The 22,082-nt window shown below is 50.5% G+C and carries 22 protein-coding genes; 2 read left to right on the top strand and 20 right to left on the bottom strand.

Translation table 11 applies throughout. The features are described 5' to 3' along the window. Position 1: 1 nt before the first annotated feature. From pgsA to ACTNCH_RS06230, 6 genes are all read right to left on the bottom strand, one after another. On the bottom strand, positions 2-544 hold the full coding sequence (gene pgsA / locus ACTNCH_RS06255) for a CDP-diacylglycerol--glycerol-3-phosphate 3-phosphatidyltransferase (protein WP_441016814.1): 543 nt from the start codon (positions 542-544) through the stop codon (positions 2-4). Further along, positions 541-1,869, bottom strand: coding sequence for a 30S ribosomal protein S12 methylthiotransferase RimO (gene rimO / locus ACTNCH_RS06250; protein ID WP_441016811.1), 1,329 nt, complete (start codon positions 1,867-1,869; stop codon positions 541-543). Before rimO ends, pgsA begins: the two co-directional genes overlap by 4 nt. Before the next feature lie 92 nt (positions 1,870-1,961). Further along, a complete protein-coding gene (locus tag ACTNCH_RS06245; protein ID WP_441016808.1) occupies positions 1,962-2,861 on the bottom strand; it encodes a DMT family transporter in 900 nt (299 codons plus the stop codon). Between the two features lie 6 nt (positions 2,862-2,867). Beyond that, positions 2,868-3,527 carry a hypothetical protein gene (locus ACTNCH_RS06240; protein ID WP_441016805.1) on the bottom strand — a complete coding sequence of 220 codons (660 nt, stop codon included), beginning with the start codon at positions 3,525-3,527 and terminating at the stop codon, positions 2,868-2,870. Next, entirely contained in the window at positions 3,511-3,957 is a 447-nt protein-coding gene (locus ACTNCH_RS06235) for a GatB/YqeY domain-containing protein (RefSeq protein ID WP_441016802.1), read from the bottom strand. Before ACTNCH_RS06235 ends, ACTNCH_RS06240 begins: the two co-directional genes overlap by 17 nt. Positions 3,958-4,068: 111 nt before the next feature. Continuing rightward, a complete protein-coding gene (locus ACTNCH_RS06230; RefSeq protein ID WP_441016799.1) occupies positions 4,069-4,974 on the bottom strand; it encodes a ComEC/Rec2 family competence protein in 906 nt (301 codons plus the stop codon). 105 nt (positions 4,975-5,079) lie between these two features. Between ACTNCH_RS06230 and ACTNCH_RS06225 the strand changes: the two genes are divergently transcribed. Continuing rightward, positions 5,080-5,559, top strand: coding sequence for an S-ribosylhomocysteine lyase (locus tag ACTNCH_RS06225; protein ID WP_441016796.1), 480 nt, complete (start codon positions 5,080-5,082; stop codon positions 5,557-5,559). A 55-nt stretch (positions 5,560-5,614) separates the two neighbouring features. Here ACTNCH_RS06225 and ACTNCH_RS06220 read toward each other — a convergent pair whose 3' ends face one another. After that, the gene (locus ACTNCH_RS06220; protein ID WP_441016793.1) at positions 5,615-6,379 is read right to left on the bottom strand and encodes an inositol monophosphatase family protein; all 765 of its coding nucleotides are present in this window, start codon (positions 6,377-6,379) and stop codon (positions 5,615-5,617) included. Beyond that, entirely contained in the window at positions 6,376-6,966 is a 591-nt protein-coding gene (locus ACTNCH_RS06215) for a YdcF family protein (RefSeq protein WP_441016790.1), read from the bottom strand. Before ACTNCH_RS06215 ends, ACTNCH_RS06220 begins: the two co-directional genes overlap by 4 nt. A 138-nt stretch (positions 6,967-7,104) precedes the next feature. Here ACTNCH_RS06215 and ACTNCH_RS06210 point away from each other — a divergent pair, with 138 nt between their 5' ends. Next, positions 7,105-7,476, top strand: a complete 372-nt coding sequence (locus tag ACTNCH_RS06210) for a DUF1292 domain-containing protein (protein WP_441016787.1) — start codon at positions 7,105-7,107, stop codon at positions 7,474-7,476. Positions 7,477-7,543: 67 nt separating this feature from the next. Here ACTNCH_RS06210 and ACTNCH_RS06205 read toward each other — a convergent pair whose 3' ends face one another. The 12 genes from ACTNCH_RS06205 to ACTNCH_RS06150 all read right to left on the bottom strand — a co-directional run bounded on the left by ACTNCH_RS06205 (position 7,544) and on the right by ACTNCH_RS06150 (position 22,075). Next, positions 7,544-9,388, bottom strand: coding sequence for an ATP-dependent helicase (locus ACTNCH_RS06205; RefSeq protein WP_441016784.1), 1,845 nt, complete (start codon positions 9,386-9,388; stop codon positions 7,544-7,546). Positions 9,389-9,391: 3 nt separating this feature from the next. Beyond that, complete coding sequence (gene gltX / locus ACTNCH_RS06200) at positions 9,392-10,843, bottom strand: glutamate--tRNA ligase (protein WP_441016781.1); 1,452 nt, start codon at positions 10,841-10,843, stop codon at positions 9,392-9,394. A gap of 134 nt (positions 10,844-10,977) precedes the next feature. Next, positions 10,978-12,513, bottom strand: coding sequence for an alanine/glycine:cation symporter family protein (locus tag ACTNCH_RS06195; protein ID WP_441016778.1), 1,536 nt, complete (start codon positions 12,511-12,513; stop codon positions 10,978-10,980). A 72-nt stretch (positions 12,514-12,585) separates the two neighbouring features. Further along, positions 12,586-13,578, bottom strand: a complete 993-nt coding sequence (gene bsh / locus ACTNCH_RS06190; protein ID WP_441016775.1) for a choloylglycine hydrolase — start codon at positions 13,576-13,578, stop codon at positions 12,586-12,588. Between the two features lie 17 nt (positions 13,579-13,595). Next, a complete protein-coding gene (locus ACTNCH_RS06185; protein WP_441016772.1) occupies positions 13,596-13,991 on the bottom strand; it encodes an MmcQ/YjbR family DNA-binding protein in 396 nt (131 codons plus the stop codon). A gap of 199 nt (positions 13,992-14,190) precedes the next feature. Then, the gene (tsf, locus tag ACTNCH_RS06180) at positions 14,191-15,129 is read right to left on the bottom strand and encodes a translation elongation factor Ts (protein ID WP_441016769.1); all 939 of its coding nucleotides are present in this window, start codon (positions 15,127-15,129) and stop codon (positions 14,191-14,193) included. 77 nt (positions 15,130-15,206) lie between these two features. Further along, positions 15,207-15,941 carry a 30S ribosomal protein S2 gene (rpsB, locus tag ACTNCH_RS06175; RefSeq protein WP_441016766.1) on the bottom strand — a complete coding sequence of 245 codons (735 nt, stop codon included), beginning with the start codon at positions 15,939-15,941 and terminating at the stop codon, positions 15,207-15,209. 183 nt (positions 15,942-16,124) lie between these two features. Continuing rightward, a complete protein-coding gene (gene glgA / locus ACTNCH_RS06170; protein ID WP_441016763.1) occupies positions 16,125-17,567 on the bottom strand; it encodes a glycogen synthase GlgA in 1,443 nt (480 codons plus the stop codon). 93 nt (positions 17,568-17,660) lie between these two features. Beyond that, a complete protein-coding gene (gene spo0A / locus ACTNCH_RS06165; RefSeq protein ID WP_441016760.1) occupies positions 17,661-18,464 on the bottom strand; it encodes a sporulation transcription factor Spo0A in 804 nt (267 codons plus the stop codon). A gap of 132 nt (positions 18,465-18,596) precedes the next feature. Further along, entirely contained in the window at positions 18,597-19,814 is a 1,218-nt protein-coding gene (spoIVB, locus tag ACTNCH_RS06160) for a SpoIVB peptidase (protein WP_441016757.1), read from the bottom strand. 106 nt (positions 19,815-19,920) lie between these two features. Next, positions 19,921-21,609: a DNA repair protein RecN gene (recN, locus tag ACTNCH_RS06155; RefSeq protein ID WP_441016754.1), complete on the bottom strand. Its 1,689-nt coding sequence runs from the start codon at positions 21,607-21,609 to the stop codon at positions 19,921-19,923. 16 nt (positions 21,610-21,625) lie between these two features. Beyond that, positions 21,626-22,075, bottom strand: a complete 450-nt coding sequence (locus ACTNCH_RS06150) for an arginine repressor (protein ID WP_441016751.1) — start codon at positions 22,073-22,075, stop codon at positions 21,626-21,628. Between the last annotated feature and the right edge of the window lie 7 nt (positions 22,076-22,082).

Raw genomic sequence — 22,082 nt, 5'->3', positions numbered from 1 at the left:
TTTAAATATCTCCTTCCAGAAGTATTCCTTTATTCTTTGCCAGATAATCAATCAGTGACACAATGGTCAGAATCAGCGCAATCCAGGTTACAATCGTTCCGATGGTGGTGAATACGCCTCCCAGATCCAGGATCAGAAGGATAATCATCAGCATCTGGAAGGTGGTCTTAAACTTGCCCCAGTAGCTTGCCGCGATGACCACACCGTTATCCGACGCAATCAGACGGAATCCGCTGATAATGAACTCTCTTGAAATAATGATAATTACCATCCAGGCCGCCAGCTTATTCATCTCTACCAGGCAAATCATGGCAGAGCAGACCAGAAGCTTATCTGCCAGCGGATCCATAAACTTTCCGAAATTGGTAACCAGGTTATACTTTCTCGCAATCTTGCCGTCCAGAAGGTCTGTCAGGCTCGCTACGATAAAGATTGCCACAGAAATGTATTTTGCGTACGCGCCGCCCAGATCTGTCAGCATAAATACTACGAAAAACGGAATCATAAAGACTCTCAGTGTGGTTAATTTATTGGGTAAATTCATTCTGCTAATTCTCCTATCAAATCATATTCTACGGCTCCGGTGACGCGCACCTTCGCGAAATCGCCGCTCATCAAGGTCTCTTCTGTATTCAGGAAAAGGTATCCGTCCACGCCCGGCGCGTCCTTGTAGGTACGGCATACATAAGCATTCTCATCGGCTACCTGTCCCTCCACCATAACCTCCAGGACCCGGTCTGTCATGGCGTCCGCCTTGTCAAAGGCGATCTCCTGCTGCAGTTCCATAAGCTCTGCCCGTCTGTCTTCCTTTACCTCCTCCGGCACCTGATCCGGCATACCTGCCGCCGGTGTATCCTCCTCAGGCGAATAGGTAAAGACGCCCAGCCGGTCAAACTCACAGTCGTCCACAAAGCGCATCAGCTCTTCGTGATCCTCCTCTGTCTCTCCCGGAAATCCGGTAATCAGGGTGGTCCGAAGACAGATATCGGGAATCTCCTCCCGCAGCCGGGCAACAATTTGGCGCAGATCTTCCTGGGTCGTTCTTCTTCCCATGCGCTTCAGGATTCGATCGGACGCATGCTGAATGGGAAGATCCAGATAATGGCAAATCTTCGGTTCCTCCTTCATCACCTGAATCAGCTCCGGGGTAATCTCCTCAGGATAGCAGTACAGCACGCGGATCCACTGGATTCCGCCTATCTGTGCCAGCTTCCGAAGGAGCGTGGGAAGACTCTTTTCTCCATACAGGTCTTTTCCGTAAAGGGTGGTCTCCTGGGCTACCAGGATCAGCTCCTTTACTCCCTGTTCCGCCAGCTCCCGGGCCTCCTTTAAAAGCTGCTCCATGGGAACGCTGCGGTAATTGCCCCGGACCTTGGGAATGATACAATAAGTACAGTGCTTGTCACAGCCCTCCGCAATCTTCAGGTACGCATAATGCCCGCCGGTCGTGAGGGTTCTCGCTCCCTCCTGCTCCGGAACCAGACGGTCGATGTCCTCAAAATGAAGCTCCTTCTGCCCCTCCAGCACCTTCTCCACTGTCTCGACAATGGCGTCATAGGTGGTGGTTCCCAGAACCGCGTCCACCTCAGGAATCTCATCTATGATCTCCTGCTTATAGCGCTGGGCCAGACAGCCGGTCACAACCAGGGCTTTGCAGCTTCCGGATTTACGGTACTCTGCCATCTCCAAAATCGTATTGATGCTTTCTTCCTTGGCGTCATTGATAAAGCAGCAGGTGTTGATCACAATCACCTCCGCCTCTGTCTCATCGTCGGTGAAGGAAAAGCCTTTTTTGCCCAGAAGGCCCAGCATCACCTCTGAATCCACAAGATTTTTGTCACAGCCCAGGGATACAAATAAAATTTTCATAAATCAATCTCTTTCATTATATTTATTATTTCTGATACCGCAATAGGTTTGCAGTACAATTAACGGAAGCTTAACCTGCCCTTAACAAAGCGTTACGCTTTTTCCTTCCCGGGCAGCTGTGCCAGCACAATCGCCGCAAACATCAGCACGCAGCCCAGGACCTCCCGGCTGCTTAAGGTCTGGTGCAGGATAAGTAGTCCCGCCAGCACCGACACGACGGACTCCAGACTTAAGATCAGGGAGGCCACGGTGGGATTCAGGCCCTTCTGCCCCACAATCTGCAGGGTATAGCCTACGCCGCTGGAGAGAAATCCCGCGTAGAGAATGGACTGCCAGGCCATCAGAATATCGGAAACTGCCGGGTGTTCCAGAAGGAGCATTCCTGCGCCTGATACCAGGCCGCAGACAAAAAACTGGATACAGGCCATTTTTACTCCGTCCACCAGAGGGCTGAAATGGTCAACCACCAGAATGTGCGCGGAAAAAATAAACGCGCAGATCAATACCAGAATATCGCCTTTTCCTATCCGCAGAGTCTCCGTAATGCACAGGCAGTATAGTCCGCCCACTGCCAGGAGCACGCCAATCCAGATATTTAAGCCGCAGCGCTTTCCAAAGAAAAGCCCGGCAATCGGCACCAGAATAATATAACAGGCCGTGATAAACCCTGCCTTGCCTACCGTCGTAAACTGGATTCCGTACTGCTGAAATGTGCTGGCAAAGCAAAGGGCCAGTCCGCAGAGAATTCCTCCCTTTATCAGAAGTCTTCTCTTCTCCGACGTCCGATCTTCCTGCTTCTGGGCGTCGCTTTTCTGCCGCTCCAGAAACCAGATCACCGGCAGAAGGGCCGCGCCTCCAATCAGGGAACGGACGCAGAGGAAGGTAAGGGGTCCCACATAATCCATTCCGGCGCTCTGCGCCACAAATGCGATTCCCCAGATCACTGCTGTCAGAAGCAGCAGCAATGAATTTCGAATCTGTGTCTTCTTCATGTTGTCTTATCCTTCGTCAAAGCGCAGGGTGGACAGAATCATCTGCTCCGCCTGGCCTATTTTTTCATAAGTTCCTACCGTACAGTCCATCCGAACGGTATACAGGACGTCGTTATAGCGGAACACATAGATATCACAGGTTCGTTCTGTATCTTTCGTTCCCTCTGCGTAGCTGACCCAGACAGCCGGGTATTCCCCCTCGCCTACGGTCACGTCCTCTACGGTACACTCCTCATCGCTTTCCAGCACATACTGATCCGCCACGTCCTCGGCAGAAGCGCCCTTTGCCTTCTCCATTTTTACAAAGGCCGGAACGCTTTCGTCCAGCGCCCGAAAAGTCAGCGCTTCTTCGGAAGCTTCCAGGGAAAAGGTTTCTGTATCATATGCCAGTGAAAAATCACCGTTTCCCTTAACTCTCGTATACGTAACAGTCCGGGGCTCCTCGCCCTCCATCACCGTCACTTCTTCCTGGCCCAGTACCGTTCCCGGTTCTGTCTCCAGTCCCAGCTCCGCATCCTTTTGCTCCCGGGTCTGACTGCTCTTTGGCTGCTCTGCCAGCTCCACATGCGGCACCGAAACCTCTGCGTCCTTCCCTCCGCAGGCGGTAAGCCCTGCGGCTGCCAGAACCAGAAGTCCCGCAATGACTGCCTTACGCAAGCAGCTCACCTACGATTCTGTTCACAAGAGAACCGTCTGCCTTACCCTTTACCTTCGGCATCAGCTCCTTCATAATCTTGCCCTTATCCTTACCGGTGGGCTTCTCAATACCAAGACCTGCGAGTACCTCCTGAATGACTGCGCGGATAGCGTCCTCGCTCATCTCCTCGGGCGCAAACTCTGACAGGACAGCCAGACGGGCCTTGCACTGGTCGATGATGTCGGTACGGTCTGCAGGCGCCAGATCCATGGTTTCCTTCGTCTGCTTTATCTCTTTCTTAATTACTTCAAACTCCTCCTCCGGAGTCAGATCTGCGCGCTTGTCAATCGCTTTATTCTTCAGTGCGGCAAGCAGCATGGACAGCGTTTCTTTTCTGTCTTTCTCCTTGTTCTTCATCGCCTTTACCATCTCGGCACGGATTTCATCAATTTTACTCATTTTCATTTCCTCCTCTTCCAATATCTGTATGAAAATTCTGTTATACAAAAAGGGCGCAGATACGCTATTTACCATTGTAATCGTATCCCGCCCATTTTTCAAGCCAAAATATCATTCCTGGAGAATCTCCATCCCGTTTCCGTCTGTAATACAGGTCACTGTCCCATTGCAGGTCAGATAGAGGTCTGCGTCCATGCAAAGCAGGATCTTTTTCACGGACCTTGACACATACCACTCGTTCTTACAGGTAATCACAGCTGTCTCCGGGTGAACCCGTTCCAGAAACGCAGCTGAATTTTTCTCCTTGATCCCATGGTGCGGCACCTTCAGTACCGTATGCTTCAGATTCAGCTCCGGCTCCGTAAGGAGCTCTGCTATCCGCTCCATTTCGCTGTCTCCAGTCAACAAAAAGCTCTGGCTGCCATATCGGAGGCTTATCACCAGGGACATATCGTTGTCATTTCCGCTATACTGCTTCTGTTCCGGCGGATAGACCGTAAAGGTCGCTTTGCCCAGCTTTCTGTGCTCCACAGCTGTCACGCTAAGGGGCGCAATCCCGTTCCGCGTCATCGCTTCCCGGTATTCCCTGTACTGCTTCTTATCTACCGTATACTCCGGCTCCAGTACGCGTTTCACTTTGACGGCGTCCAGAATTTTATCCGCCCCGCCCACATGATCCTTGTCAAAATGGGTAATAATCAGGTAATCCAGTGTGTCAATTCCATGCTCCGAAAAATAATCCAGGATCACATCTGCCCGATCATCAAAGCTGGTATCCACCAGCATCCGGAAACCCGCCTGCTCTATCAGAATGGCATCGCTTTTCTCCACATTAAAAAACGTCACCTTAAGTTCATCGGCCGACACCCTCTGTTTTTCCGCTACACCTGTTGTCACTGCTGTGTCTGTCCGATCCGCTTCATGATGATCAAAACCCAGCAGACAACCTATCAACAGGGCCGACACCAGAAGCAGGACTCCTGCCTGCAGCCAGTCTCTCTCTCTTATTCTTCTCAAAGCATGCATCCCTTTTCTTTTCTTGGCTTCTGTGATATACTGAAACATGTATTTATCATATTATATCACATTTTAACAAAAAATACGAAGGGAAATCTGCTTTATATGGAGAAAATAACAAGCTTTACCATCAATCATCTGCTGCTTCAGCCCGGCGTCTATGTGTCACGGAAGGATCCGGTAGGCGGCACCGTCGTTACCACTTTTGATCTGCGAATGACCAGTCCCAACGAAGAACCTGTGATGAATACGGCTGAAATGCACACCATTGAACATCTGGCCGCCACCTTCTTACGCAACCATAAGGACTACGGCTCTAAAACGGTCTACTTCGGGCCCATGGGCTGCCGTACCGGCTTTTATCTCCTGCTGACCGGCGATTATGAGTCGAAGGATATCGTTCCGCTGATGATCGAAATGTGGGAATTTATCCGGGATTTCGAAGGCGACGTTCCCGGCGCCAGCGCAAAAGACTGCGGCAATTATCTGGACATGAATCTGCCGATGGCAAAGTACCTGGCGAAAAAGTATCTGAACGAGGTATTGTACCATATCAAAGAAGAGCGACTGGTTTATCCGGAATAAAAAATAAGAGCGCGAAACGGTTCTTTCCGATTCGCGCTCTTATTTTTTATTCCGTTTACAGCAGCGCCCGCAGCTCCTCATGGAGCTTTCCGTTGGTCGCTACGATGCCGCCCGGCTCCACCGGATTCACCTGCGATCCGTCATAACGGGTAATCTTACCGCCCGCCTCTGTCAGAATCAGCATTCCTGCTGCGAAATCCCAGGGCTGCAACCTGGCTTCAAAATATCCTCCGGTCCGGCCGGCCGCCGTATAAGCCAGATCCAAGGCTGCGGATCCGGTTCTGCGGATATCCTCACACTTTTCGAAAACCCTCTGGAAGCAGGCAAAATTCTGCGGTGCCAGCTCCTTCTGATAGGGAGCGGTTCCGATGGCAATGATGGTCTCTTCCAGCTTCTCCGTCTCTGCCACATGGATAGGACGGCCGTTCGCAAAACTGCCCTTTCCTTTCTCCGCGTAGAACATTTCTTCCCGGAACGGATCATAAATTACGCCCAGGATAATCTCGCCCCGGCTGTAAAGCCCTAAGGAAACCGTACTGTGCTGATAATCGTGCACCAGGTTGGTGGTGCCGTCGATGGGATCCAGGATCCAGAAGGTGTCCCCCTTCATGGCATGAAGGCCGTCCTCTTCTCCCAGAAATTCAATCTCCGGAGCCAGCTCTCCCAGCTTTTCCCGGAGGAAATTCTGGATACCGGTGTCTACCTGGGTTACATAGTCTGCCAGTCCCTTTACCTTCACATGTCCCGCCATATCGCGGTTTTCCACAAATTGTCTGGTCTCCCGGACCAGTCTCATGACTTCATTGATATCTACGCTCATTTTTTCATTTCCTCCTCTTTTTGATATTCCCGCAGGATCTGATGGAATTGGCTTCCGCATTTTTCCAGTTCTCCCAGAACCACGTCTATCTTCCTGTCGTCCAGAAACCAGTTATCCCGGCTGATTCCCCTGGTAACCGTAGGACAGACAAAAAATTCTGTTTCCGGAAAGCATACTTTATAATAGAGCAGCGCCCGCCGGGCATGGCAGGCCTGGGGACAGAGAATCGCTCTTTTTACAGAAAATTCCATTTCATCTGCCACATGCCGGGAATAAATCGCATTTTCATAGGTATAGGTTGCTTTCTTTTCCTCCAGGATAGCCGTCTCCGGGACGCCCTCCCGCACCAGAATATCATGCAGGAAGTCCCACTCGGTCTTGCCCTCATAGCCGGGAATCTGACACTGTCCTACCGGCTTACTGTAACGGCCGGAGGGAAGAACATAAGGCGCGTACCCTTCCCGGTACAGTCGCGCTGCCGTCACCGCCAGTGCGCCCTGATCTCCGCCCGGAATCAGGATCAGATTCGCCTGCTCCGGCTTATCCTCTACAAAGATGAAATCTGTAATATCCTCTACAAAACCCAACCTGGCTTCCCCCTTCCGGTTTTCATTATTTTAATACAATTCCCGAATCAATTCAATTCTTTTCTTGCTTTTCCTCTCCAGGTCTGATAGAGTATGATCAGTAACACGATTTTAGCAAATTCAAAGGAGAACAATCAAATGGCAGACAACCATACATGCAATACACCGGACTGCGGTGGAGACTGCGAGACCTGCAACGGTGATATTACCGTCACCCTGACCCTGGACAATGATGAAACCGTAGAATGCGTCATCCTTACCATCTTCCCGGTAGACGGCCGCGATTATATCGCCCTGCTTCCGCTGGACGAGAACGGTGAGAACGAGGACGGCGAGGTTTATCTCTACCGTTACGACAACAGCACCGGAAGCCCGGTTCTGGACAACATCGAGTCCGACGAGGAATACGACGCTGTAGCAGATATGTTCGATCAGATGCTGGATGCAGCCGAGTATGACGAGCTGGTAGAAGCTGACGGCGAGGATATCGACGTAGACGAGACTGTCTAAATTTTATAAAATTTCCGATTCGGTAAAAAATGATCCGGAAGGCCAGCCCTTCCGGATCATTTTTTATTTACACATCCAGCAGTTCCTCCACAAACCGGGACTGTTCCGCTTTCTTTCCATACAACTTCTGTACCGAAAAGATATACAGCAGTTCCTTCGCCCGGGTCATGGCCACGTAAAAAAGCCGCCGCTCTTCTTCCATATCCTCTTCAAACAGAACCCGCCTGTGGGGCGTGATCCCTTCGTTGGCGTCAATGATAAAGACAATCCGGTACTCCAGTCCCTTACTGCTGTGCATGGTGGACAAGACTACCCCATCTGTATTCTGTTCCCGTTCCCTGGCCTGCTTAAGAAGCTCCGCGCGAATCACCGCAATATGTGCCTCCCATTCTGCCAGTGTCTTGAAGCCGGAAGAAAGCTCCTTCAACTCGTCCAGGATTCCAAACAGATCCTCCGGTTTCCTTCCCTTATAATCCGCATATTCCTTCAGATATTCCTCATACCCGATAATATTTCGGATATAATGCAGCGCTCCCGTCGGGCTCAGATGGCTGCACAGCTTCAGATCCTTTTCCAGCTTTTCGATCCGCTCACAGACCCAGGGCTTGTCGTCATACCAGGCAAGCAGCGCCTCCCAGGAAATGTACTCGCTTTCCAGGCATTCCCGTCCCAGATACCGTTTGGGCCGGTTCATTACCTGCAGAAAATCACTGCGCTTTACCATACCCTGTTTCATATCCTGCGCCATATGCAGGTAGGCAAAAATATCTCTCACAATCCAGTGATCGTAGAGGTTGGGGAGCGCATCCCGCATCCGAAAAGGAATCCCCTCGGAAATCAGCTCCTCCACCAGCTTTCTGGGCTGGGTATTGGTCCGGAACAGGACGGCAATATCCCGATAGGACCCTCCCTTTTCCCGATACGTTTTTATCTTGTCAATAACGCACTCATATTCCGCTTCCTGATCCCGGAACCTGTGATGAAGAATGGGCGGTCCTTCCTGGTTGTTGGCGCAGATTTTCTTAGAAAACCGCTGCTTATTGTTTTCAATGACCCGGCAGGCTCCCTCCACGATGAGCCTGCTGCAGCGATAATTGACGTCCAGAAGCACCCGTTTTGCCGCCGGATAATCCTGTTCAAAATGCAGCATAATCTCCGGTCTGGCGCCCCGGAACCGATAGATGGACTGATCATCGTCCCCTACAATAAACAGGTTATCCTCCGGTGCCGCCAGAAGGCGCACAATGTCATACTGAAGCTGATTGATATCCTGAAACTCATCTACCAGAATATACCGGAACTTCCGCTGCCAGGCCCCCAGGATATCCTTCCGCTCCTTTAAAAGCTCGTAGCAGTAGACCAGCATATCGTCAAAATCGATTTTGTTGCTGCGCCGCAGCCGGTTATCATATTCGTTAAAAATAGCGATGAAGCTTTTGGTATTACAGGAAGTGGCCTTATACTCCTGCAGCTTCACCCGGTCATTTTTTACCTTGCTGATTTCCGAAGCAATGCTGCCGATAAGCTCTGCCTCGTCGTCCGGCTCCAGCTTCTGCTTATAAACCACCTCCCGGAGAAACTGATACTTCTCTTCCTCCCGGAGAATATGTTCGGCGCCATATCCGTAAGCCAGCTTCAGAATCTGGAAAAAAACCGCGTGAAAGGTACCAAAAGAAACCGCCGTATGCGCGCTGCCCGTCAGTCGCAGATACCGCTCCTTCATCTCTCTTGCCGCTGCTTTTGTAAAGGTGATAACCAGGATCTCCCCGGGTGGAATGTGATAATATTCCGTCAGATACTGAACCCGTCTCGTAAGCACCATCGTCTTACCTGAACCGGGTCCCGCCAAGACCAGCATGGGGCCGTCACGATGGGTGACGGCCTTCTGCTGTACTTCAGATAATGAATTCAAATCTTATGCCTCCAGCTTTTCGATGGCTGCGCGCACACGCTTCAGAGTCTCCTCCTTGCCGATAACCTCCATCAGCTCTGTGGCTCCGCAGGGAGTCATCTGCTTACCGGACACGGCGATACGGATGGGCCAGAGTACATAGCCGTTCTTGCAGCCCTTCTCCTCCACATATTTCAGAAGTCGTGTATACAATCCGTCGTTGCTGTAGTCTTCCTGCTCTTCCAGAATCGGAAGCAGCTCCTTTAAGACCTCCAGGGAAGACTCTACACTGGTCTTCATCTTTTTATGGGCATAGATAGCGCTGTCGTATTCCGGAACCTCCTGGAAGAAATCTACCATTTCTTCAATTTCCGGGAATACCTCGATACGGGTCTTTACCATCTCTGCAATCTTCTTCAAATCCAGCTCCTTGGTAATCACCTTACGAAGATGAGGCAGCGCCATCTCGTAGAACCGGTCAAAGTCCATGGCTTTAATGTACTCGCCATTCATCCATTTCAGCTTGGTATAGTCAAATACAGAGGGAGCCTTGCTGATATGGTGATAATCGAAGGCCTTGATCAGCTCGTCCAGCGTATAGATCTCCCGATCCTCCTCCGGGCTCCAGCCCAGCAGCGCCACAAAGTTGATAATAGCCTCCGGCAGGAAGCCCTGCTCCAGCAGATCCTCAAAGGAGGAATGGCCGCAGCGCTTGGACAGCTTTTTATGCTCTTCATCGGTAATCAGCGGACAATGCACATAGACCGGAACCTCCCAGCCAAAGGCGTCATAGAGGCGGTTGTACTTAGGGGATGAGGAAAGATACTCATTTCCCCGGACTACATGGGTAATTCCCATCAGATGATCATCTACTACATTGGCAAAATTGTAGGTGGGATATCCGTCGGACTTGATCAGGATCATGTCGTCCAGCTCCGCATTGTCTACGGTAATATCGCCGTAAATATCATCGTGGAAGGTAGTGGTTCCGGTGGTCGGGTTGTTCTGGCGGATAACAAAGGGAACTCCTGCGGCCAGCTTCGCCTCAACCTCTTCCTTGGACAGGTGCAGACAATGCTTGTCGTAAATTGCAATCTCTTTTCCTGCCACCTCTGTCTTCAGGGACTCCAGACGCTCCTTGTCACAGAAGCAGTAATATGCCTCGCCTTTCTCAATCAGCTTCTTGGCATATTCCATATAAATACCTGACGCCTGACGCTCGCTCTGGACATAGGGACCTACGCCGCCATCCTTATCCGGACCCTCGTCATGCTGTAGACCCGCTTCCTCCAGAGTGCGGTAAATGATCTCTACCGCGCCCTCTACGTAGCGCTCCTGGTCGGTATCCTCGATACGGAGAAGGAAATCTCCGTCCTCATGCTTTGCAATCAGATATGCGTACAGCGCCGTTCTTAAGTTTCCTACGTGCATTCTTCCGGTAGGGCTCGGAGCAAATCTTGTTCTTACTTTACTCATTCTTCTTCACTCCCGTTGTTCTTCTAAGTTCTTCTAAAATTCCCATGGAATTTCCTGCTTCAAAAACGAAGCCACTTTGGAAATTATATACCAAAGCGGCCCGCTTTACAAGGGGAAAAAGCTCTCCCCCGCTTTTATTTTTCTGCCTTTTCATCCCACACCGGAACGGAAATTCCTGCTACCTCAGAGGTAAAGGGCGTTCCGTCGTGCTTTTCAAAATGCTCCCATGCCCGCAGTACATATTTGAAGCCAATGTACTGAAGCGGCAGGTTGCAATATACCATCAGAATGTTCGCAAAATCGCTCAGATCCCAGAGTGCTCCCAGATCCATACCTGCGATATTGGTAATAACACCAAAGGAGATCACCACCAGACACAGGACGCGAATCACGTTGATAAAGACCCGGTTGGCGGAAATACGGTTGGCACACATCTCCGTAAAGGACATAAAGCCCATCAGACAGGTAAAGGCAAACAGACCAAAGCAAAGGCTTACCAGCAGAGTTACAAAGCTGTAGGCTCCGCCGCCTCCGGTCAGCGCGCCGCAGGAAGCCAGGAATTTATCAAGCTTTCCAAGCTCAAACCAGGCGTCCGCTTCTCCGGTCAGCCACATTCTTCCCATGATGACTACGAAACCGGTCAGCGTACAGATGACGATCGTATCCAGAAATACGCCCAGCGCCTGTACGCAGCCCTGATCGCAGGGATGCTCTGTATCGGCTGCCGCCGCCGGCATTGTGATGGTTCCCTGTCCGGCTTCATTGGACATCAGTCCACGCTTAATTCCCTGACTTAAAGCAATGCCAAAGGCGCCGCCGAAAACCGCTGCCGGTTTAAAGGCTTGCGTGAAGATAGCTCCGAAGAACCAGGGAATCCGGGTGAAATTGCAGAGCACCAGAACAATCACCGTCAGGACATAAACCACCGCCATAATCGGCACCAGCACATCCGTCACCCTGGAAACTTTTTTGATGCCGCCGAAGCTGATTACTGCCGTTACCACAATCAGTACCGCAAAGGATACCCAGTATAAGGCGGAATTGGTGGCAAAAGCAGTTCCTGTCACAACTCCCGCAATCGCTCCCACTGCGGAAATCGTATTAAAGCCCTGTGCCGGGAAGCAGAGGAACGCATAAATAATGTAGAGCATGCTCAGCGCCACGCCGGCCCATGCCGCGTCCTTTAAAAGACGGCGTCCGTAGAAGGGAAGACCTCCCACATAAGCATCTCCCCGTTTTTCCTTGAAAATCTGGGACATGGTAGACTCCACAAAAGCAGTCGCCATTCCGAAGAAGGCAGAAATCCACATCCAGAATAAGGCTCCCGGTCCTCCGATGGATATCGCGCCGGTTACGCCCAGGATATTGCCCGGTCCTACGCGCATAGCCGTAGACAGCAAAAACGCGCCCAGCGATGAAATTCCCATGGCCGTTGTTTTACTGTGAATCAGCACCTGAAGACCGTATTTAAATTTTCGCACCTGCACAAAACGGAGCCGGAAGGTAAAGAAAATACCGGTTCCTACCAGCAGAATGATGGCAAGGCTGAAATTCCCCAGAATCGGAATAGACGCATACCAGTCCAGATTGGTCGGAAAATCCCAGAACCAGTTGGATACTATCTGGATTTTCCCACAGATGGTATTGACTGCACTAAACAAAGCTTCCATAACAGAAACCCCCTCGCGTTTTTTCTCATTATAAGACAATGCGAAGGGGTTTGTACAGTATTACTTTTCTTTTTATGACTTATTCTGCCATCTGATTTCACCCTTTGTCAGGATGGGATAACGAATTAGCTGGGCTGTATCCAGATTTTCCTCGTGCATATCTACCGCTGTGATCTGATGATTGTCGTAGGTTGTGTAATAATAGATCCCTTTGGACGCGTTGCAGCAGGAGGTATAAATCGTAATCTCGTATTTTCCCTCTGCCACCTCACAGCAGCCGCGCTGCTGATCCACAGAGCCCAGAATATGGAAGAACTGGCTTACACTCTCCGACTCGTCCTCACCGGATATGGAATTCAGTCTGGTAAACGCGACCTTTACAAATCTGGACTGGCTGGAAAGGTCTCCGGGCAGTCCCATGGCGCCCATTCCCCTGCTGTACGCGTCGAGCTTCAGCACTCCTGCAAAGGTGCTATCCGGCTGCTTTCTCGACACGCCTGCATAATTGTTCAGGGCAAACATCTGGCTGGGGAACGGCGGATTGTTGGTAAGCACTCCCACCGGATTGTCATATATATGCAGCCCGTCCTTCATGGACTCTACAACGATACACGCCTCCCGATCCGCAATCATCCAGTGAAGCTGCGCCGCCGGGAGCTGTTCACTGAAGGGTGTCCCTGTAAGTCTCATTCCCGCCAGCTTTTCTCTGGCCTCCGCCACCGAAGCGCACTGCGTCAGAATCCAGGGAATAAATTCGAACTGCGCCACCTGGACAGCCTTTGTCTGTCCTTCCGGCAAAGCCTCCTCGTAGGCCGCATTTCCAACAAAATTAAGTCCTGCCATTCCCAGGCCTTTTTCATTGATCGCATCGTAATAAAGCGGATATCCTCCCACTACGAAGGCCATACCAATCAGGGCGTAATGGGCTTTAAGAGTTCCGGCATACCGGAAGTGAAACGCATAATTTCTTGGCGTTATGGTGATCTCTTCCCCATAGGAAAACTCATAATCCAGGGTTCTGCCCATATAAAAATCTTTTGTCTTATAAGTTGCCGCTGTACACATAATTCTGCACCTCTTTCTTAGAAAAATCCCGGAAATCCATTTTCATTTTTTATTGTAGACTTCTTCCCTGCTGTTAATTCATAGCTGAGCGCAAGAAGATTTTTTATGGAGTTGTCCAATTCCGGCCGTTCCAACCGGATGCTGATCCATTTCTCTTTGTTCATGTGATAGGCGGCAAAATAACCCTCCTGCCCACGAAGAGAGCTCCCAAGCATGGGATCGCACTTGATATTCAGAATATTGACCAGCCCCGTATCTTCCAGGCCCAGCTTCTGACCGGAAACCTTCATTACCACGCCATACCATTTGCGGTTGTCCCGATGGCGCAGTACGGCGTTCCAGTCATGCCAGGGGTATTCCGGCTCCGTACCGTACTGCTTCTGTACCCATGTAAATAACTCTTCCCGCGTCATTTCACCGACCTCGCTTTTCCATTCTTATATAATCTTATATAAAAAGGAAAGGCACAGCCTAAGCCATACCTTTCTTTCCTGTTATCCGTCTGAATCAATCCATAAAGGTACTTTCAACTGCGACTCAATGTGTGTGCATTAGGCTACCACAGCTATTTCTTTATGAATTGTGGATATAATACCTTATTTTAGGGGTAAATTACATTCCCATCTGCTTTGCAACCTCTGCTGCAAAGTCCTCGTTCTTCTTCTCAAGTCCCTCACCGGTCTCGAAACGAACGAACTTCTTGATGGTGATGTTTGCGCCATTCTCTTTTGCTACCTGAGCTACATATTTTGCTACGGACTGCTTTCCGTCCTCTGCCTTTACGTATACCTGATCAAGCAGGCAAATCTCTTTCAGCTCTTTGTTGATACGGCCCTGGATCATGCCCTGGATAACCTTCTCCGGCTTCTGGGACTCCTTCGGGTCGTTCTGGATCTGAGCCATCAGGATAGCCTTCTCTTTCTCGATGTACTCCGGCTCTACCTCAGCGTCGCTGGTGTACAGCGGCTTCAGAGCTGCAGCCTGCATAGCTACGTTCTTAGCCATCTCACGGATCGCGTCATTAATGACATCGGTCTCAACGTCTACCAGAACGCCGATCTTTCCGCCTGCATGGATATAGGAAGCAACGAAACCGTTCTCCTCCTCTACCTGTGCGAAACGACGGATGTTCATATTCTCGCCGATGATAGCGATCTGGGAAGCCAGCGCCTCTTTTACAGTCAGAGACGGATCCTTCTCCCACTTCTCTGCCAGGAAGCCATCGATATCAGTAGCGGTAGTCTTTACAGCCTGAGCTGCTACGTCTGCTACGTAGGACTGGAACTTCTCGTTCTTTGCAACAAAGTCAGTCTCAGCGTTTACCTCTACAACAACAGCCTTGTGATCATCGTTTACCAGGCAGGTATCTACAATACCCTCAGCTGCGATACGGCCAGCCTTCTTCTGTGCGCTTGCAAGGCCTTTCTCTCTCAGCCAGTCAACAGCTGCGTCCATATTTCCCTCTGTAGCTGTCAGGGCCTTCTTGCAGTCCATCATGCCGGCGCCGGTCATTTCTCTTAACTCTTTTACCATTCCTGCTGTGATTGCCATTCTTAATCCCTCCAAATTCGTTTGTGTAAATCCGAGTGCGGCGAACCGCCGCACCCGGATAAAGCTTTTACTTTGACTTAGGCCTCTACGGTCTCCTCTGTCTCAGCATACTCTGCAACTTCCTCAGCTGCTCCCTGATTTGCCTCAACAACAGCGTCAGCCATCTTGGAAACGATCAGCTTTACGGCTCTGATAGCGTCATCATTGCCCGGGATTACATAGTCCAGTTCTTCCGGATCACAGTTGGTATCAGCGATTCCGATAAGCGGAATACCCAGTGTATGTGCTTCCTGTACGCAGATTCTCTCCTTCTTCGGGTCTACTACGAAGATCGCATCCGGAGTTCCCTTCATATCCTTGATACCGCCAAGGTTCTTCTCAAGCTTCTCCCACTCTTTTTTCAGTGCGATAACTTCCTTCTTCGGCAGTACATCAAAAGTTCCGTCCTCAGACATCTTCTCGATAGCCTTCAGACGAGCGATTCTGCTCTGGATGGTCTTGAAGTTGGTCAGCATACCGCCAAGCCAACGCTCGTTTACGTAGAACATACCGCAACGCTCTGCCTCAGCCTTGATAGCGTCCTGAGCCTGCTTCTTGGTACCTACGAACAGGATGTTGCCGCCCTGTGCAGCGATATCAAATACTGCCTTGTAGGCCTCATCTACCTTTCCTACAGACTTCTGCAGGTCGATGATGTAGATACCGTTACGCTCTGTGTAGATGTACGGAGCCATCTTGGGGTTCCAGCGTCTTGTCTGATGTCCGAAATGAACACCTGCTTCCAGTAACTGCTTCATTGAAATTACACTCATGTTTCTTTCCTCCATTTGGTTGTTCTTCCGCAGGTTTCTTCACCGTGAACTACCGGAATCTGACCGACCCCAGGCACCTTTCCCGGTTCCGCCCGCGTGTTTTTTCGCTAACCTCGAAATTATAGCATAAGAAAAGGGCTTTGACAAGCCCTTTTCCTTGACAATTTGCAATTTCTTCCGGTCTTAACCTGCCAGCCAGTTATACAACTCCTCGTACTTCTTTGCTGAATTATTCCAGGAGAAGTCCACCGCCATGGCGCGATCGATAATCTTGTTCCACTCGCGCTTCTTATCATAGTAGATATGCTCCGCATAGCGAACTGTGCTCATCATCTCGTGAGCATTGTAGTTGGTAAAGCTGAATCCGGTTCCCCGGCTCTCATACTCATTGTAAGGCTCTACCGTATCCTTCAGGCCTCCGGTCTCCCGGACAATGGGAACGGTGCCGTAACGAAGGCTCATCAGCTGGCTTAAGCCACAGGGTTCAAACTGGGACGGCATCAGGAACGCGTCGCAGGATCCGTATACCTTGTGGGACATAGCCTCGGAATAGAAGATATTTGCGGATACCTTACCCTGATACTTCCATGCAAAGTGACGGAACATATTCTCATAGCGTTCCTCGCCGGTTCCCAGGACTACAAACTGCACCTCGTCCTGACAGAGCTCATCCATCACATAGGCAATCAGATCGAAGCCCTTCTGATCCGTCAGACGGGATACGATACCGATCATCATCTTCTTCGGATCTACCTCAAGTCCCAGCTCCTGCTGCAGCGCAGTCTTGTTCTTTACCTTCTCCTTTCGGAAATTCACCGCGTTGTAGTTGTGAGGCAGATACTTATCGGTCTCCGGATTGTATTCGTTGTAATCAATGCCATTTACGATACCGCGCAGAGAATTGGCACGAGCCCGCATGAGGCCGTCCAGGTGCTCTCCGTAATAGGGCATCTTGATTTCTTCCGCATAGGTATCGCTTACTGTAGTAACAGCGTCCGCATATACGATACCGCCCTTTAAGTAATTGGCGTCACCGTATGCCTCCAGCTTATCCGGTGTGAAATAGGAAGCGTTCAGGCCTGTAATATCCTTCACGGTCTTCATATTCCAGATACCCTGGAACTTCAGATTATGAATGGTCATTACTGTCTTAATTCCCTGGAAGAAGGGATTGTCCTGGAATGAATCATTCAGGAACACCGGCAGCAGTCCGGTCTGCCAGTCATGGCAATGGATAATGTCCGGACGGAAATCCAGGGACGGCAGTGCGGAAATCGCTGCCTTGGAGAAGAACGCGAACTTCTCAATATCCTCGTAAATATTGCCGTAGGGTTTCGGTCCGGCAAAATAATATTCATTATCAATAAAGTAGAACTTTACGCCCTCGTATTCCAGCTCCAAGATTCCCACATACTGGCTGCGCCATGCCAGATTCATATAGAAATGGGTCACATACTTCATCTGATCCTTCCATTCCTGACGGATGCACATGTACTTGGGAATCATTACCCGGATATCATACTGTTCTTTATCGAAATATTTCGGCAATGATCCTACTACGTCTGCCAGTCCTCCCGTCTTGATAAAAGGAACCGCTTCTGAAGCGACAAACAAGATCTTTTTCACTGCATTTCCTCCCAGCTCGCTTTTGCATTTTATTTATATTTATTATAGCGCATTTGGAATATATTTGAAAGTAAAATTTGTGCAATTTTTACATTACGAGGCTTTTCTCTTGTTTTCCAGACGAATCCGATCCGAAATCAGGGCGATAAACTCGGAATTGGTGGGTTTTCCCTTGCCATTGCTGACTGTGTAACCGAAAAGTTCGTCAATGGTATCCATTTTTCCTCTGCTCCAGGCTACCTCAATGGCGTGACGGATAGCCCGTTCCACGCGGCTGGGCGTAGTCTGATAATGCTTGGCAATGGTCGGGTATAAAATCTTGGTTACGGAGCTCAGCATTTCCATATCCTTCACGGTCATAAGAATCGCGTCCCGCAGATACTGATATCCTTTGATATGTGCCGGAACGCCAATTTCATGAATCATGTGGGTGACTTCCTTCTCCAGATCCGGCTCCTCATACTTCATTCCGGCGTCCCGCGGCTCCGACAGACAGACCGGTCTTTTTAACTGCGTTCCCTCTTTTTGAAAGTTCCGGAGACGCCCCAGCAGCATCTCATTGTTAAACGGCTTCATGATATAGTAGCTGGCGCCAAGTGCAAAGGCATCCTCTGTCACCCGCTCCTGGCCAATGGCTGACAGCACCATGATTGCCGGCATTTTCTTCAGTGTTTGATCCTCCCTCAGCTTTTCCATAACGCCCAGGCCGTCTATCTTCGGCATAATCAGATCCAGAAGCACTACGTCAGGCATGTTCCTGCGAATCATCTCCACTGCCTCTTCTCCGTCTGTCGCTGTTCCCACCAGCTCCATGCCTTCTTCTGTCTGAATCAGCGTATGCAGCATTTCCACCATTCTTTCGTTGTCATCTGCAATCGCGATTTTAAGTTTTTCCACAATAATCCCCCCGTTTCTTTATTTCCCGTGTTTTTGTGATACCCATATTATAGGCATTTTTTCCTTTTTTTCGCAATTACAATCGTCCTTCATTTTGGGACAGACACGGACAGTTTTCGACAGACTTGTCCTCTAACTGACACGGGCAAGCATCTCCTCTATAAAGATACCGTAACCTTTTGTCGGATCATTCACAAATACATGGGTTACGGCGCCAATCAGTTTCCCGTTCTGGAGAATAGGCGAGCCGCTCATTCCCTGGACAATCCCTCCGGTCAGCTCCAGCAGCTCCGGATCCGTCACCCTAAATACCAGTCCCTTATTCACATCTGCTTCCTGGCAGCGTATCTCCTCCACCACAATCCGGTAATCCTTCACCGTACCGCTGACGCCGCTTCGCACCAGTGCCTCTCCCTCCTGAATTTCCTGCTTATAGCCTACCGGAAGCTGTTTGGAAAACAGCTTTTCTGAAAGTCTCTCCGTTCCCTCCCCAAAGATTCCGACCTCGGTATTTTCCCGGATCTGTCCGCATATAAGGCTGTCCCGATAGCGAATCAATCCGGCCACCTCTCCCGGACTGCCCGGCTCTCCCCGGTGAATTTCCGCCACAGTAGTATCATAGAGTTTTCCGGCGCTGAGCTTCAGAAGCTCTCCTGTATCCGAATCGTTAATGCCGTGTCCAAGCGCTCCAAAATGCCCGTCTTCCGTAAGAAAAGTCAGGGTGCCGATTCCCTGGGTATTGTCCCGCACCCAGATTCCAAGGCGGTAGCCATTCTCTGTATCCACAGCCTGCAGCCGGATAGAAAAGCTCTGTCCTCCCCTTTCGATTCCCAGCACCAGTTTTTGGTTTCCATTTTCTTCCACTTTTTCAATCAGCTTTTCTTTTTCCTGTATTTCTGTTCCATTCACAGAGCGGATATAATCTCCGGCCTGTACCAGACGGAAAGCCGGCTCATAATTCAACCCATCCCGCCCTGTGATTTTTCCGGTTCCGATCACCATTACGCCATCTGTCTCCATGTAGATCCCCACCGGGATACCGCCGGGCGTCAGAAAGGCTTCTTTTTTCACCTGTACCGTTGTTTCTTTAAGAGGAATCAGGCCCAGATACCGATAGGAAATCTGATAATTTTTCTCACTTTGGCTGTTGTAGGAAGCCTCCCGGGACGTCGCTTCGATGTCTGCCGTCACCGGGAATCCGGGCGCTGCCGGAGCCATACCTCCCTCAGTCTGGATATACGTATCCGGGATCTGTCCCCGCTCCCGGAAATAATCATAGACGCCCAGCCCCAGAAGACTGACGCACAAAAGAACCCATAAAATTTTCCGATATGTTTTTCTGTTTATCATCCCGTTCTCCCTGCTGCGCTGCCGCGCCCTTTTTCACGTCGAAGCGCATCAGAAAAGGAAGAAACGATGCGCTCTCGTTTCTCCCTTTAGTATACAAACTCTGATTTTAAATAGTCTGGGACTTTTTGTTATCTGCCAGTTCCTTCATTTCGGACGCATTTTTTAAAACGGCCTCTGTGATCTTAGCGCCTCCCAAAATCCGCGCCAGCTCTTCCACACTTTCCTTTTTATCCAGTCTCCGGACTTCGGTACGGGTTCCCTCCTCAGTCACCTGCTTTTCTATGCGGAAATGACTGTCTGCCATAGCTGCTATCTGAGCCAGATGGGTAATACAGATAACCTGTCTGGTGCGCCCGATCAGCATCATTTTCTCCGATACCTTCTGGGCCGTCCGGCCGCTGATTCCCACGTCAATCTCATCGAAAATCACCGTTCCAATCTCGTCCTTGTCCGCCAGCACCGTTTTAATGGCCAGCATGATACGGGACAGCTCGCCGCCGGAGGCAATCTTCATAAGGGGACGCAAGGGTTCGCCGGGATTGGTGGAAATCACAAACTCCGCGTCGTCAAAGCCTTCCGCCGTATATCCCGGCAGCCGGTCAAATTTCATCTCAAATTCTACATTCAGGAAATTCAGGTCTACCAGGTGCTCCCGGATTTTTTCGCAAAGCTGTTCTGCGTATGTCTTTCGTATCCCGCTGACCCGGGTGCAGAGTTCTGTAAGCTGCCGCTCCTGTTCCTCTATCTGCTTTTCCAGACGTTCCAGATAAGCGTCATAATCCTGCAGGGCCGCAAGCCGCTCCTGCTGCTTCCGATCGTACTCCAGGACTGCCTCCAGACTCCTGCCATACTTGGATTTCAGGTGATTCAGGGTATTCAGCCGTTCCTCTGTCTCATGAAGCTCTTCCTCAGAAAACTCCAAGGAGGACACATAATCCGCAAGCTCCCGGTTAAAATCATTCAACAGGCTGTCGATATCAGAAAGCTGTCCGGTCAGATCCACCAGGCCCTCGTCCACTCCGGCTACGCTCTGAAGCTCCCGGAGCGCTCTTCCCACTGCGGTGCCTGCGCTCTCCGCTTCCTCATAGCCCGTCAGTCCGTAGGCGGTTCCCGCCGCTTCCATCAGACGTCGCGCATGGGTCATCTTCCGGTATTTCTGCTCCAGTTCCTCGTCCTCACCCAGAACCAGTCCGGCTTCTTCTATCTCTTTTGTCTCAAATTCCAGAAGTGACAGCTCCCGCAGCCGGCTTTCTTCGTCCAGCCGGGCGTTCTTCTGTTCTTCTTCCAGTTTTTTCCATTTCATGTAGGCAGCCGAAAGCTCTGTCTTTACCGGCTGCAATTCTGCCCGTGCGTAGGTATCCAGAATCTCCAGATGTTTTTTCTTCTGTAACAACGACTGATGTTCGTGCTGCCCGTGTACATCAATCAGCAGATCCGCCGTCTCCCTCAGCTGACTTAAGGTGACCGTCTCTCCGTTGATTTTATTGATACTTTTCCCGTTCATGATTTTCCGGGAAAGGATCACCTGATTTTCCTCCGGAATCACGTCCAGCTTTTGCAGGCTGGCCTTCAGCTTTTCACCGGTTACGGAAAAGACCAGCTCTGCCAGGCCGTATTCGGCACCCGGACGCACCAGCTCCTTCGAAGCCTTGCCGCCCAGAGCCAGACTGACGGAACCAATGACAATAGACTTACCCGCGCCGGTTTCTCCGGTCAGGATATTTAAGCCTTCTGTAAAATCAATCTCCGCTTCACGAATCAACGCCAGATTTTTCACATGCAGATGTTCTAACATACTCTTCCTTTCGCTGTTATCCCCTGATTGCCTTCTTCAGTTTTTCCATCACGATCATGGTGTCGTCTACGCTGCGGACCGCGCAGAAAATCGTATCATCTCCCGCGATACAGCCGACGATTTCCTGCCAGTGCAGGGCGTCCAGCGCCGCTGCCGCCGCCATAGCCATACCGGCTACGGTCTTGACCACCAGAATATTCTGGGCCATTTCCATGGACATAAAGCTGTCCCGGAGAATGCCGACGTATTTATCCCCCATGTGATCGCTGCTTCCCGGAACCACCACATAGCGCTGCCGTCCGCCCACTGCCATCTTGGTCAGTTTCAACTCCCGGATATCCCGGGATACGGTAGCCTGGGTCACGCGGAATCCTGCCTCATTGAGACGGGCTGCCAGCTCCTCCTGTGTCTCGATGGCATACTCGTTGATCAGTTCGATAATCTTTGCATGCCGTTCTATCTTCATTTGGTTT

This window comes from Candidatus Merdisoma sp. HCP28S3_D10, from assembly GCF_052065835.1.
Classification (GTDB): Bacteria; Bacillota; Clostridia; order Lachnospirales; family Lachnospiraceae; genus Laedolimicola.
Note: the sequence above shows the minus strand (reverse complement) of the source record. Positions and strands in the feature narration are given on the sequence as shown.